10 protein-coding genes and 1 pseudogene are annotated in these 14,881 nt (G+C 40.0%); 10 read left to right on the top strand and 1 reads right to left on the bottom strand.

What is annotated here, in order from left to right; genetic code table 11:
• The first annotated feature begins 55 nt into the window (after positions 1-55).
• Genes K4Z77_RS02025 through K4Z77_RS02015 form a run of 3 tightly spaced genes read left to right on the top strand, consistent with a single transcriptional unit; the run spans position 56 to position 3,601 of the window.
• Positions 56-1,591, top strand: coding sequence for an ABC transporter ATP-binding protein (locus K4Z77_RS02025; RefSeq protein ID WP_224218281.1), 1,536 nt, complete (start codon positions 56-58; stop codon positions 1,589-1,591).
• On the top strand, positions 1,584-2,642 hold the full coding sequence (locus K4Z77_RS02020) for an ABC transporter permease (protein ID WP_023942990.1): 1,059 nt from the start codon (positions 1,584-1,586) through the stop codon (positions 2,640-2,642). Before K4Z77_RS02025 ends, K4Z77_RS02020 begins: the two co-directional genes overlap by 8 nt.
• A 2-nt stretch (positions 2,643-2,644) precedes the next feature.
• Positions 2,645-3,601: an ABC transporter permease gene (locus tag K4Z77_RS02015; protein ID WP_070527253.1), complete on the top strand. Its 957-nt coding sequence runs from the start codon at positions 2,645-2,647 to the stop codon at positions 3,599-3,601.
• 38 nt (positions 3,602-3,639) lie between these two features.
• Here the strand turns inward: K4Z77_RS02015 and plsY are convergent, their stop codons facing one another.
• Positions 3,640-4,281, bottom strand: coding sequence for a glycerol-3-phosphate 1-O-acyltransferase PlsY (gene plsY, locus K4Z77_RS02010; protein WP_224218280.1), 642 nt, complete (start codon positions 4,279-4,281; stop codon positions 3,640-3,642).
• Positions 4,282-4,416: 135 nt separating this feature from the next.
• Between plsY and parE the strand changes: the two genes are divergently transcribed.
• The 7 genes and pseudogenes from parE (at position 4,417) to K4Z77_RS01975 (ending at position 14,725) form a co-directional block, all read left to right on the top strand.
• Complete coding sequence (gene parE, locus K4Z77_RS02005) at positions 4,417-6,360, top strand: DNA topoisomerase IV subunit B (protein ID WP_224218279.1); 1,944 nt, start codon at positions 4,417-4,419, stop codon at positions 6,358-6,360.
• A 46-nt stretch (positions 6,361-6,406) separates the two neighbouring features.
• Complete coding sequence (locus tag K4Z77_RS02000) at positions 6,407-7,786, top strand: hypothetical protein (RefSeq protein ID WP_224218278.1); 1,380 nt, start codon at positions 6,407-6,409, stop codon at positions 7,784-7,786.
• A gap of 48 nt (positions 7,787-7,834) precedes the next feature.
• Positions 7,835-8,284: pseudogene (locus K4Z77_RS09725) on the top strand (GNAT family N-acetyltransferase).
• A gap of 16 nt (positions 8,285-8,300) precedes the next feature.
• Complete coding sequence (locus K4Z77_RS01990) at positions 8,301-9,134, top strand: aminoglycoside 6-adenylyltransferase (RefSeq protein WP_224218277.1); 834 nt, start codon at positions 8,301-8,303, stop codon at positions 9,132-9,134.
• Entirely contained in the window at positions 9,115-9,849 is a 735-nt protein-coding gene (locus K4Z77_RS01985) for a CPBP family intramembrane glutamic endopeptidase (RefSeq protein ID WP_224218276.1), read from the top strand. Before K4Z77_RS01990 ends, K4Z77_RS01985 begins: the two co-directional genes overlap by 20 nt.
• A 51-nt stretch (positions 9,850-9,900) precedes the next feature.
• Entirely contained in the window at positions 9,901-12,360 is a 2,460-nt protein-coding gene (gene parC, locus K4Z77_RS01980) for a DNA topoisomerase IV subunit A (protein ID WP_224218275.1), read from the top strand.
• A gap of 334 nt (positions 12,361-12,694) precedes the next feature.
• On the top strand, positions 12,695-14,725 hold the full coding sequence (locus K4Z77_RS01975) for a thiol-activated cytolysin family protein (RefSeq protein WP_224218274.1): 2,031 nt from the start codon (positions 12,695-12,697) through the stop codon (positions 14,723-14,725).
• Positions 14,726-14,881: the final 156 nt, after the last annotated feature.

The following is a 14,881-nucleotide window of genomic DNA, read 5'->3' as shown; positions in this document are numbered from 1 at the left end:
TAGACAAACTAGCAAGTTTTATTGAAATAAAATAAGACTCTGAAAGGAAGAGCACATGGCACACGAAAATGTCATTGAGATGCGTGATATTACCAAGGTGTTTGGTGAATTTGTTGCCAACGACAAAATCAACCTGCACCTACGAAAAGGTGAAATTCATGCACTTTTAGGAGAAAATGGGGCTGGTAAGTCTACGCTTATGAACATGTTAGCAGGGCTTCTTGAACCAACTAGTGGTGAAATCGCGGTCAACGGTCAAGTTGTCAACCTCGACTCCCCATCTAAAGCAGCTGGCTTGGGAATCGGAATGGTTCACCAGCACTTTATGTTGGTAGAGGCTTTCACGGTGGCTGAAAACATTATTTTAGGAAGTGAATTGACTAAAAATGGTGTGCTAGATATCGCTGGAGCTAGCAAAGAAATCAAGGCTCTTTCTGAACGTTATGGCTTAGCTGTTGACCCTTCTGCCAAGGTAGCAGACATCTCAGTCGGAGCCCAACAACGTGTAGAAATTTTAAAAACCCTTTATCGGGGGGCTGATATCCTTATCTTTGACGAACCGACGGCTGTCTTGACTCCATCAGAAATTGATGAGTTGATGGCTATTATGAAAAATCTTGTCAAAGAAGGAAAATCAATTATCTTGATTACCCACAAGTTGGATGAGATTCGTGCAGTTTCTGACCGAGTTACAGTTATCCGTCGTGGGAAATCAATTGAAACCGTCGAAATTGCAGGAGCTACCAATGCTGATTTGGCGGAAATGATGGTAGGACGTTCTGTTTCCTTTAAGACAGAGAAGCAAGCCTCTCAACCAAAAGAAGTGATTTTGTCTATTAAAGACTTGGTGGTCAATGAAAACCGCGGTGTCCCAGCTGTGAAAAATCTGTCCTTGGATGTTCGTGCTGGAGAGATTGTTGGTATTGCAGGGATTGATGGAAATGGTCAGTCTGAACTGATTCAAGCAATTACAGGTCTTCGCAAGGTTGAATCTGGTAGCATTGAGCTAAAAGGAAATTCAATTGTAGGCTTACACCCAAGACAAATTACAGAACTAAGCGTGGGGCACGTTCCAGAAGACCGTCACCGTGATGGCTTGATTTTGGAAATGATGATTTCTGAAAATATTGCCCTTCAAACCTACTACAAAGAACCACATAGTAAAAATGGAATTTTGAACTATTCAAATATTACTTCTTATGCTAAAAAGCTAATGGAAGAGTTTGATGTTCGTGCTGCCAGCGAATTTGTTCCTGCAGCTGCACTCTCAGGAGGAAATCAACAAAAAGCAATTATTGCTCGTGAAATTGATCGTGATCCTGATCTCCTTATCGTCAGCCAGCCAACTCGTGGGTTGGATGTCGGTGCCATTGAATATATCCACAAACGCTTGATTGAAGAGCGTGATAATGGCAAGGCTGTCCTTGTTGTCAGCTTTGAATTAGATGAGATTTTAAACGTCTCAGACCGTATTGCCGTTATCCACGATGGTAAGATTCAAGGTATTGTATCACCAGAAACAACCAATAAACAAGAACTTGGTGTCTTGATGGCTGGTGGAAACTTGGGAAAGGAGAAGAGTGATGTCTAAAAAATTACAACAAATTTCGGTTCCCTTGATTTCTGTCTTCCTTGGAATTTTACTTGGAGCCATTGTCATGTGGATCTTCGGCTATGATGCTATTTGGGGCTACGAAGAATTGTTCTATACAGCCTTTGGCAGTCTGCGTGGAATTGGAGAAATCTTCCGTGCTATGGGACCTTTGGTCTTGATTGGTCTTGGTTTTGCCGTTGCCAGTCGTGCAGGTTTCTTTAACGTCGGGCTTCCTGGTCAGGCTTTGGCAGGTTGGATTCTCAGTGGTTGGTTTGCCTTGTCGCATCCAGATATGCCACGTCCCTTGATGATTCTAGCAACTATCGTGATTGCCTTGATTGCTGGTGGGATTGTCGGTGCGATTCCGGGTATTCTGAGAGCCTATCTAGGGACGTCAGAGGTTATTGTAACTATCATGATGAACTACATTGTCTTGTATGTAGGAAATGCCTTTATCCATGCTTTCCCTAAAGACTTCATGCAAAGTACAGATTCGACCATTCGTGTTGGGGCTAATGCAACCTATCAGACACCTTGGTTGGCTGAGTTGACTGGTAACTCGCGGATGAATATCGGTATTTTCTTTGCCATCATTGCCGTTGCAGTTATTTGGTTCATGCTCAAGAAAACAACCCTTGGTTTTGAAATCCGTGCGGTTGGTCTTAATCCACATGCTTCAGAATATGCTGGTATTTCTGCAAAACGAACGATTATCCTCTCAATGATTATCTCAGGTGCCTTAGCTGGTCTTGGTGGAGCTGTTGAAGGTCTGGGAACCTTCCAGAACGTTTATGTTCAGGGGGCGTCATTAGCTGTCGGATTTAACGGAATGGCGGTTAGTCTGCTTGCGGCCAACTCACCAATTGGTATTCTATTTGCAGCCTTCCTATTTGGTGTTCTCCAAGTTGGAGCCCCTGGTATGAATGCAGCGCAGGTACCGTCTGAGCTTGTCAGCATTGTAACAGCGTCTATTATCTTCTTTGTCAGTGTTCATTACCTTATCGAACGCTTTGTCAAACCGAAAAAACAAGTTAAAGGAGGTAAGTAAAGATGTCTATTACAACCTTGCTCACCCTCTTGGTGTCTTCTATGCTGATTTACTCAGCACCCCTCATCTTTACAAGTATCGGTGGTGTTTTCTCTGAACGTGGTGGTGTGGTAAACGTCGGCCTTGAAGGAATTATGGTTATGGGTGCCTTTTCTGGAGTTGTCTTTAACCTTGAATTTGCAGAACAATTTGGAGCAGCAACTCCATGGCTATCCTTGCTTGTAGCAGGATTGGTTGGTGGTCTCTTCTCTATCATCCACGCAGCAGCGACGGTTCATTTCCGTGCAGACCATGTTGTCAGCGGTACGGTATTGAACTTGATGGCGCCAGCCTTGGCTGTTTTCTTGGTGAAAGTGCTTTATAATAAAGGACAAACCGACAACCTAAGTCAGACTTTTGGACGCTTTGATTTCCCAGTCTTGGCAAATATCCCAGTGATTGGTGATATCTTCTTCAAGTCAACAAGTCTACTTGGTTATCTGGCCATTGCCTTCTCATTCCTTGCTTGGTTTATCCTCTTCAAGACTCGATTTGGTCTTCGTCTTCGCTCTGTCGGTGAACACCCTCAAGCAGCGGATACCTTGGGAATCAATGTCTACAAGATGAGATATTTTGGAGTTATTATTTCAGGTTTCCTAGGTGGAATTGGCGGAGCGATTTATGCTCAATCCATCTCAGTTAACTTCTCAGTGACAACTATTGTTGGACCTGGATTTATCGCTCTTGCTGCGATGATCTTTGGAAAATGGAATCCAATCGGAGCCATGCTATCTAGTCTCTTCTTTGGACTTTCACAAAGTTTGGCTGTTATCGGATCTCAATTGCCGTTCCTACAAGGTGTGCCAACAGTTTATCTTCAAATCGCACCTTATGTTTTGACAATTCTTGTCTTGGCAGCCTTCTTTGGAAAAGCAGTTGCACCAAAAGCAGATGGTATCAACTATATCAAGTCAAAATAAGCATACAAAAAACGTCAGTTCTGTTCAAAACTGGCGTTTTATTTTTTAGGATTTTGATGGGTTAAGTTCAGTCCCCAAGGAACAAGATTTTCAGTTTTATTTTGGATGCGTGTGATATTATCTTTATGCCTAATGATAATCAAGCTAGCAAGTGCTAGTATAATAGCGATGAAGAGAGGGTCATAGTCACTCAGGATAAAACCAAAAAGTGGAAATAGTAGAACTCCGATAACGGCTGCGATAGATGCTGTGACACTAGACAGTGAAATCATACTACCCAGATAGAGGGTTCCAAAGAAAACAACCGCAAGGTAGAGACAGAAGACAGGAGCAAATCCGAAAATCACACCTGCACTGGTTGCGACAGCCTTACCACCCTTAAATCCTGCAAAGATAGGAAATGTATGTCCAATGACAGCCAAAAGTCCAAAGATAAGAGGCGAAACACCTTGAAGATGAAACATAATCGGAAGAAGGGTTGCTAGGGTTCCTTTGAAAAAGTCAATGACAAAGGTTGCCATACCAGCTTTCTTACCTAAAATGCGGAAGGTATTGGTTGTTCCTGTGTTTCCAGAACCATGTTCACGAAGATTGATTTGAAAGAATACTTGTCCAATCCAGAGACCAGACGGAATCGAACCCAGCAGATAGGCTAGGATTAATAAAACTATTGTAATCATACTCCTATTATATCATGAAATGGAGAAGAAAGGCAGAGAATCTCTTCTGAAATTGTCACAGCGGAGAAAGAAAAATTTTGCAAAATCCTTAGAAAACCTGTAGAATAGTAAAGATGAACGAATAGGAGGTTCCTTGTGTCAAAAAAGGAAATCAATATTAACAATTATAATGACGATGCCATTCAGGTGCTAGAAGGGTTGGATGCGGTCCGTAAACGTCCAGGAATGTATATCGGATCGACCGATGGTGCGGGTCTCCACCACCTAGTCTGGGAAATCGTCGATAATGCGGTCGATGAAGCCCTGTCTGGATTTGGTGATCGTATTGATGTGACCATCAATAAAGATGGGAGTTTGACTGTGCAAGACCACGGACGTGGGATGCCGACGGGGATGCACGCTATGGGGATTCCAACGGTTGAAGTAATCTTTACCATTCTTCATGCTGGAGGAAAATTTGGTCAAGGAGGCTACAAGACATCAGGTGGTCTCCACGGGGTGGGCTCTTCCGTTGTTAACGCCCTTTCTAGCTGGTTGGAAGTTGAAATTACTCGTGATGGCGTAGTCTATAAGCAACGTTTTGAAAATGGTGGAAAACCTGTTACGACCTTGAAGAAAATCGGTACAGCGCCCAAGTCTAAGACAGGTACCAAGGTTACCTTCATGCCAGATGCGACTATCTTTTCTACGACAGATTTCAAGTACAATACCATTTCAGAACGTCTCAATGAGTCAGCTTTCCTCTTGAAAAATGTGACCTTGTCTCTGACTGATAAACGAACAGACGAAGCGATTGAATTCCACTATGAGAATGGGGTACAAGACTTTGTTTCTTATCTGAACGAAGACAAGGAAACCTTGACGCCAGTTCTATACTTTGAAGGGGAAGACAATGGTTTCCAAGTGGAAGTAGCTCTCCAGTACAATGATGGATTTTCAGATAATATTTTGTCCTTTGTCAATAACGTTCGTACCAAGGACGGTGGAACACATGAGACTGGACTTAAGTCTGCTATCACCAAGGTTATGAATGACTATGCGCGTAAGACAGGGCTTCTCAAGGAAAAAGATAAAAACCTTGAAGGGTCAGACTATCGTGAAGGACTAGCGGCCGTCCTCTCTATTCTAGTCCCTGAAGAACACCTCCAGTTTGAAGGACAGACCAAGGATAAGCTAGGAAGCCCTCTGGCTCGTCCCGTTGTGGATGGCATTGTGGCGGATAAGTTGACCTTTTTCCTTATGGAAAATGGGGAATTGGCTTCTAACCTCATCCGCAAGGCTATCAAGGCCCGTGACGCTCGCGAAGCGGCACGTAAGGCGCGTGATGAGAGCCGAAATGGGAAGAAAAATAAAAAAGACAAGGGCTTGCTGTCTGGTAAATTAACCCCAGCCCAGTCCAAGAATCCTGCAAAAAATGAACTCTATCTAGTCGAGGGGGACTCTGCCGGTGGCTCTGCCAAACAAGGTCGTGACCGCAAGTTCCAGGCAATCTTGCCCCTTCGTGGTAAGGTTATCAATACAGCCAAGGCCAAGATGGCGGATATCCTCAAAAATGAAGAAATTAACACCATGATTTATACCATCGGTGCGGGTGTGGGGGCAGACTTCTCTATTGAAGATGCCAACTATGACAAGATCATTATCATGACTGATGCGGATACTGACGGTGCTCATATCCAGACCTTGCTCTTAACATTTTTCTACCGCTACATGCGTCCGCTAGTTGAGGCAGGACATGTTTATATCGCCCTTCCGCCTCTTTACAAGATGTCCAAAGGTAAGGGTAAGAAAGAAGAAGTAGCCTATGCTTGGACGGACGGAGAACTAGAAGAACTCCGCAAGCAGTTCGGTAAAGGCGCTACCCTACAGCGCTACAAGGGTCTTGGTGAGATGAATGCAGACCAACTCTGGGAGACAACCATGAATCCAGAAACTCGAACTCTCATTCGTGTCACGATTGAAGATCTAGCACGCGCAGAACGTCGCGTCAATGTCCTCATGGGTGATAAGGTCGAACCACGTCGTAAGTGGATCGAAGACAATGTCAAGTTTACGCTGGAAGAAGCGACAGTGTTTTAATGATTTAGTAAGATTAAGAGTGATAGCCGTAAACGAGGAGAAATTTATGATTAAATTTTTGAGGAATATTGACTATAGCACAAAAGGTGATGTGTTATCGGGATTTACTGATGAGGTAGTAAAAAATATTCTTATTGATTACTATCAAAACAATTTAAAACTTAACGAAATTATTAAAAAATATTCTATTCATACTATAGCATCTAATTTAAGAAAAGAATTTCCAAAAGTTTCTACTTCGTTTATTTGTGAGATATGTGGTAAAGAAAAATACATCCAACTACCGACAAAAAAGGATTATGACAAGCTAGTTAATAATGACCAGTTAGATAACTATTTCGTTCAAGACAATAGATGCTTCAGTTGTGGGCATAAAAATAATGATGATGACTGCTCTTGTGATTATTGTTCAAAAGAAAAGCGTCGAAAAATACTGGACACTTATTTTCTTGAAGAAATTCGATATATATCCGGGTTTGGGCTACGAGAGCAGCTATATTTATCAACTATTTTACAGGGATTTAATATTAGTGAAGATGAATTTGATATTCCTTCTTTCTCGGAAATCAAAAATCAAAAATTACCACAAATGTTTTTTGATGGTAATTATCCCATTGATGAAATATACTTTCTGAAAGAAAAGAATATTTTAGAAATATCCCCAAGAAGCTCTACAACTGCATTTTGTAGTAATAAAGAAATTAAACAAGACCCCACATTTGCAAATGAAAAATTTCCAAATGTGTTTTATAAGACAAGAGTACGTTTCTCTTTTCAAAATTTAAAAAATGTTTATTCAGAGGAAGATGAACACTGGTTTTCAAATTTTAAGTTTTTAACAAATCTTAAATTTACTGAGACTGAAATAAATCAACTGTGGTTAGAGTTGGCTGAAAAAGAATTGTTTAAACTATTTGACTATCAATTTAGGGAGGAATTTCATTTTGAATATTCTTCAGGGTATAGCGAGAAAGATGAAAATAAGGCTAAGCAACTTATAAAAACAGAAATTAGAAATCTTTTATTTGAATATTCGCCGTCAAAAGTCTACTGTATATTATATCAGGGAGTAAAAAAAGCTGTAACACATAAACAGAAGTATGGTATGACACATTACAGAGGCAACCAAGTTCAATTTGTTATTTCTTATGGGATTAAATCATGGCTAAAATATAATGAGGAGCGTATTAGTGATTATGATTATCCTTGGACTTCGGAGATGTCGTTAGTTTCTACTCTATTTTTTAAAAATATTTTACAGAATGATGAGTGGTTTTATAACTTAATCCCTATTGATAAAGTTGAAATTATTGAGCAAGATTTCATGGAATATTTCTGTGGTCTATCACGAGAAAAACAACTTTTATTATTAGAAAAACTATCACTAATTAGCGAGTATTCTTTACTTAGGGAAGAAACTGACTAACAAATACCCTTGCGTACCTCACTTCCCCCAAAATATCTTCCTAAAAAAGTGACTGACAGAAAAAAAGTCAGTTTGTCTGTCTCATGGGAGAGACTGGCACAAAAATATTCAAAAAGAAAAATGAAAAAAGTATATGAAGTAAAAAGTTTGTCCCTGAGTGACTTAGACAATCAGGAGTTTATTGGCTTAGTAGGTCTGCACTATTCGGATTTACGGATTTTTGCTGGAAAAGAAGCTGTAGAAATCGGCTGGCGTTTGCGAAAAGAGTTTTGGAATCGTGGTTATGAGACGGAGGCTGCCTAAGCCTGTCTAGACTTTGCTTTCCAGCAAGCTGGCTTGTCAGAAGTTTACTCTTTTACATCCTTGCACAATCTCCCTTCGCAAAAAGTCATGCAAAAGCTAGGCATGGAATTTGTCAAAGAATTTGATAACGAAAAAGTTCCAGCTGATAGTCCGCTTTATAGACATACCCTCTACAGAATCGAGAGTTTTCACTAAAAAGGTAGGTATTCCTATGAGAACTGAAACAGAAATGCTAAATCGGATTTTACAAATTGCCAAAACTATACAAGTAGAAGCTATCGCCATGTCTGGTTCACGAACTGATACAAAAGCACCAAAAGATGAGTTTCAGGATTACGATGTGGTCTATATTGTGGACGATTTAGATAATCTGACGAGAGACATTTCTTGGCTAGACCAGTTTGGCAAACGCATTATTGAGCAAGAGGTCACCCTTGGTCACCGTCGTCTATATCTTATGCTTTTTGAAGACGGCAACCGTATCGATTTGACTCTCTGCCCTAAAGAACACATTCAAGAGTGGGTGGATAGCGAGGCAGGCTTCACTGTTCTAGAAGATCCAGAACATTTATTTGAAGCCTATTTACCAAATCTAGAGCGTTACTGGATAACCCCAGCTGCTGAAAAGGATTTTGAAAAATCCTGCAATGAATTTTGGTGGGTGTCAGCTTACGTTGTCAAAGGAATCTGTCGCCATCAAGTCATCTATGCCACTGACCATCTCTACGGTATTTGTCAGCAAGAACTCCTAAAGGTCTTGGTTTGGCAAGTTGCAGCTGATAAGGGGACGGTTGATATTGACAAGAACTACAAGTACCTCTTTAATTACTTGCCTGCTGAGAAAGAAAAGGAATTCTCAGATTTGCTTGATTTTTCAAGTATAGAAAAACTTACCCAATCCTTGTACGCTACAATGAAACTTTTCCATCAAGAGGCTCAGTACCTTGCTCAAAAAATGGGATTTGACTATGATAAAGAAGTAGCTGAGAAGATGGTTAAGTATGCTGAGGAGAGACTCGAAACAAATGAAACATTTACAAAATAATAAGATAACAAAATTTTTACTGATTAGTTTTCTCATTTCTTGGGGATTTGGTTGGGGATTGCTCGCTTTTCTGACGCAAATGAGCCTCTTAAGTCTAACAAGTCCACTAGGAGTTTTTCTCCATTTACTAGGAGGTTTCGGTCCTACCATTGCAGCCATTTCTTGTTTGTCTCAAAAATCCATTAAAAGCATAGTCTCTTTTATCTTAGGGGACTCAAAGAAATATATTTTGTTATTTCTTTTACTAATTTTCGTGCAAACAGGTGTCATTGCTTTCTCATCTAAGGAGCTTAATCCGGCTTTTCCACTAGGAAATTTGTTTGTTGTTTTTTTGAGTGCAGTCTGTGTTTATGGTGGCGAAGAAGAATTGGGATGGCGAGGCATCTTGCAACCAACTTTGGAAACTAGATTCTCCTTTTGGATTTCCGGTTTGATAACAGGTTGTATTTGGGCAATATGGCATATACCTTTATGGTTTGTGATTGGAAGTTCCCAAAGTGGTATGCCTTTTATATTATTCAGTCTATTTGCAATTTATCTCAGTATTCTTCTAGCAGCTGTTTTCAAAAAGACTAAGTCGGTCCTTTTTTGCGCCATTTTTCACGGCCTAATTAATACCCTACTTAGCTTATTTGTTATTAAAATTAATCTTTTGTTCATTCTAGGATTAGTAGGATTGCTCTTCTTTTCTCACTACCTACAAAGAAACAGTTAAATTTAAAAATATAGATTTACTTTACAATAAAACACTAAAAAGAGAATTATTATGTCTAACATTCAAAACATGTCCCTAGAGGACATCATGGGAGAGCGTTTTGGGCGCTACTCCAAGTACATTATTCAAGACCGGGCTTTGCCAGACATTCGTGATGGTTTGAAGCCGGTTCAGCGTCGCATTCTTTATTCTATGAATAAGGATGGTAATACCTTTGATAAGAGTTACCGTAAGTCGGCCAAGTCTGTCGGGAATATCATGGGGAATTTCCACCCACACGGTGACATTTCCATCTATGATGCCATGGTTCGTATGTCACAGGACTGGAAAAATCGTGAGATTTTAGTTGAAATGCACGGTAATAACGGTTCTATGGACGGAGATCCGCCTGCTGCAATGCGTTATACAGAGGCGCGTTTGTCTGAAATTGCTGGCTACCTTCTTCAAGATATCGAGAAAAAGACCGTTCCTTTTGCTTGGAACTTTGACGATACCGAGAAAGAGCCGACAGTCTTGCCAGCAGCCTTTCCAAACCTTTTGGTTAATGGTTCAACCGGGATTTCAGCTGGATATGCCACGGATATTCCTCCGCATAATTTGGCTGAAGTTATTGATGCGACAGTCTACATGATTGACCACCCAACTGCCAAGGTGGATAAGCTCATGGAATTCCTGCCTGGACCAGACTTCCCTACAGGGGCTATCATCCAGGGACGTGATGAAATCAAGAAGGCCTATGAAACTGGGAAAGGGCGCGTGGTTGTTCGTTCCAAGACTGAGATTGAAAAGTTAAAAGGTGGTAAGGAACAAATCGTTATCACTGAGATTCCTTATGAAATCAACAAGGCCAATCTGGTTAAAAAAATCGATGATGTCCGTGTCAATAACAAGGTAGCAGGTATTGCTGAGGTTCGTGATGAGTCTGACCGTGATGGTCTTCGTATCGCTATTGAGCTCAAAAAAGACGCTAATACGGAGCTTGTTCTCAATTATCTCTTTAAATACACTGACCTACAAATCAATTACAACTTTAACATGGTGGCGATTGACAATTTCACACCTCGTCAGGTTGGGATTGTTCCAATCCTGTCTAGCTATATCGCCCACCGTCGTGAAGTGATTTTGGCGCGTTCCCGCTTTGACAAGGAAAAGGCTGAGAAGCGTCTCCATATCGTCGAAGGTTTGATTCGCGTGATTTCGATTTTGGACGAAGTCATTGCCCTTATCCGTGCTTCTGAAAACAAGGCTGACGCCAAAGAAAATCTCAAGGTCAGCTATGATTTTACAGAAGAGCAGGCTGAGGCCATCGTTACCTTGCAACTTTACCGTTTGACCAATACAGACGTGGTTGTCTTGCAGGAGGAAGAAGCAGAACTTCGTGAGAAGATTGCCATGCTTGTAGCCATCATCGGTGATGAACGGACTATGTACAATCTTATGAAGAAAGAACTTCGTGAGGTCAAGAAGAAATTTGCAACTCCGCGTTTGAGTTCTTTAGAAGACACTGCGAAAGCAATTGAGATTGATACAGCTAGTCTGATCGCTGAGGAAGATACCTACGTCAGCGTGACCAAGGCAGGTTACATCAAGCGTACCAGTCCACGTTCCTTTGCGGCTTCAACGCTAGAAGAAATTGGCAAACGTGACGACGATCGTTTGATTTTTGTTCAATCTGCCAAGACAACCCAGCACCTCTTGATGTTCACAAGTCTTGGAAATGTCATCTATCGACCAATCCATGAATTGGCAGATATTCGTTGGAAGGACATAGGAGAGCATCTGAGCCAAACAATTACAAACTTTGAAACTAACGAAGAAATCCTTTATGTGGAAGTTGTGGATCAGTTTGACGATGAGACAACCTACTTTGCAGCGACTCGGCTTGGTCAAATCAAACGCGTAGAACGAAAAGAATTCACTCCGTGGCGGACCTATAAATCTAAGTCTGTTAAGTATGCTAAACTCAAAGACGAGACAGACCAGATTGTAGCAGTAGCTCCAATCAAACTAGATGATGTTCTCTTGATTAGTCAAAACGGTTATGCCCTGCGTTTCAATATTGAAGAGGTTCCGGTTGTCGGTGCCAAGGCAGCAGGTGTCAAGGCTATGAATCTGAAAGAAGATGATGTCCTCCAATCCGCCTTTATCTGTAATACCTCCTCCTTCTATCTCTTGACACAGCGTGGAAGCTTGAAACGTGTTTCTATTGAGGAAATTCCAGCAACCAGCCGTGCCAAACGTGGTTTACAAGTTTTGCGTGAGTTGAAAAACAAACCGCATCGTGTCTTCTTAGCAGGAGCAGTTGCAGAGCAAGGATTTGTTGGTGATCTCTTCAGTACGGAAGTGGACGGGAACGATCAAACTCTGATTGTTCAATCTAATAAAGGAACTATCTATGAAAGTCGATTACAAGATTTGAATTTGTCAGAACGAACCAGCAATGGTAGCTTTATATCCGATACCATTTCAGATGAAGAAGTTTTTGATGCCTATCTTCAGGAAGTTTATTAAGAATTTGAATATAAGAGATGATAAAAAACAATGAAAAGCTTTTCATTAAAAAATTTCTTAAGTTATAGATTTAAGAGTTGAATCTGATTATATATACAAAAACGAACAGTGCTGATTCCCAACTGATAGGGACTTAGGCCTGGTCGTTTTCTTGCTTTTAGTGGTATAGATCACTCGATGTTTAAATGTGAAATTAGTAACATATGGGCAACTATACAAGTTTAGCTAATAAAAAATAATAATTTTTTTTAGAAAATGATTGCATCTATAATATTTTTATGTTACACTCTTATTGTTTCAAGAAATAATTCGTTCAAATATATAGGAGTTTTGTATGTCTCAAAATAAACAAGATAAAGGATTTCGTTATTCTATTCGTAAACGTAGCGTTGGAGTATGTGGTGTTGCCATTGCAACATTCTTACTAGGTTCTGGTCTCATTTTTCAAACGAATGTAGTAAAAGCAACAGAGCCAAGTGTTGCTACAATTGCTGGTGAAAATATTGCTGCTCATAAATCTGCAAGTCAGAGTTCGACTGCTTATGGAGGAGACGCTGCTAGAGCGGTTGATGGTAATCGCGATAATGACTACGGACATCACTCGGTTACCCATACAGATTTTCAAGATCATTCTTGGTGGAAAGTTGATTTAGAGAAAGAAGAATCAGTAGGAACTGTTCGTATTTACAATCGTGGAGATGGAAATGTAGCAAATCGTTTATCTAATTTTGATGTTATTTTGTTGGATAAAGATGGTAAGGAAGTAACTCATCAACACATCGATAGCTTAAACAATCAACCAACAATTGACGTTCAATTCGCTGGAGTTAATGCACGATATGTTAAAGTGGAGCTAAATAATTCAAAAACACCACTGAGCTTAGCAGAGGTAGAAGTGTATCGTTCTGCAAAAGAAAAAGCAGCGACTAACGCTAAACCTGAAAGCAAAGTAAAAACAGACTTTACTGCAGAACTAAATAACTATTTATTTGGTTTAAATTACGATAAACTAAATATTTTAACTAGAAAAGGCGAAGCATTAGAAAATTACGCTAATACAAGCACAAAACAACAAGGAAATGAGTTTGTGGTTGTGGAAAAAGTGAAGAAAAACCTTTCTAATGGTTCTGCTGATGTTGCCCTAAATGGTAACGGAGATATCTTCTTAGGTGCTTTATTTAAAGCAAATCAAGATCTCCTAGAAAATAAACCACAACAAATTAGCTTAGATCGTAGCAAAGGTAGAATTAGTGTTGATTTACCAGGAATGGTGGGCGGAGATAGCTATGTAGATGCTAATCCAACTGCAAGTGGTATGCAGGAAGGTGTGAATACCTTGTTAAACCGTTGGTATGAAAAATATGCTGCGAAAAATCCTGCTCCAGCACGTATGCAGTACGCTTCCACTTCTGCTTATAGCATGAATCAATTGAAAGCAAAATTCGGAAGTGACTTTGAAAAAGTCGGTGTTAATTTGAAAATTGACTTTGAGGCTGTGAACAAGGGTGAAAAACAAGTTGAAGTTGTTGATTTTAAACAAGTTTACTTTACTGCTAACTTTGATGCTCCAAAAAATCCATCAGATGTATTTGCCTCAGGAGTAACGGTTGATCAATTAAAAGCACGTGGAATTGATGAAAAAACACCTCCTGTATATGTATCTAGCGTTTCATACGGACGTCAAATGTATGTTAAGTTTGAAACAACAAGCAAGAGTACAGAGTTGAAAGCAGCAATCAATGCTGTTATCAAAGGAGTACCTATTAAACCAGAATCTGAATGGGCTCGTGTTTTAAAGGATACAACTGTAACAGTTTCAATCGTAGGCGGAAATGCTGATGGAGCTGCACATGTTGTGACAGGTAATGTAGAAGATTTGAAGAAGTTGATTCAAGAAGGAGCTACATTTAGTACACAAAATCCTGCTGTTCCAATTTCTTATAAGACTGCATTCTTGAAAGATAATCAAGTAGCCACAATTCAAAGCAATACAGACTACATTGAAACTAAAGTGACTTCATACAAAAATGGTTATCTTAATTTACAACATAAGGGAGCTTATATTGCTCGTTACTATGTTTATTGGGATGAAGTAACTTATGATAAGGATGGAGTTGAAAGCATTCGCTCACGTCAATGGGAAGATAATGGTAAGAACAGAACAGCTGGCTTCCAAACTGAACTTCAATTTAAAGGAAATGTACGTAATGTACGTGTGAAGATTCAAGAAAAAACAGGTCTTGTTTGGGAACCATGGCGTACAGTTTACAATCGTACAGACCTTCCTCTTGTTCAAAAACGTACCATTATTAACTCAGGTACAACACTAAGACCAAAATACGATGAAAAAGTTGAAAATAATTAATTCTTAATTGTAAAACAATTAGTTATATTAATGAACTGAACCCCAAAAGTTAGCTCAAATTCTAATTCTTGGGGTGTTTTTCTGTGTCTTGTTTTAGGAATACAGGATGCATATAGAGTAGATTGAAATAAGATATAAACAAATTGATTAGGAAAG

It is taken from the genome of Streptococcus mitis subsp. hohhotensis (assembly GCF_020089495.2).
In the GTDB taxonomy this organism is placed as follows: domain Bacteria; phylum Bacillota; class Bacilli; order Lactobacillales; family Streptococcaceae; genus Streptococcus; species Streptococcus hohhotensis.
This window is presented reverse-complemented; position numbering and strand designations above follow the sequence as displayed.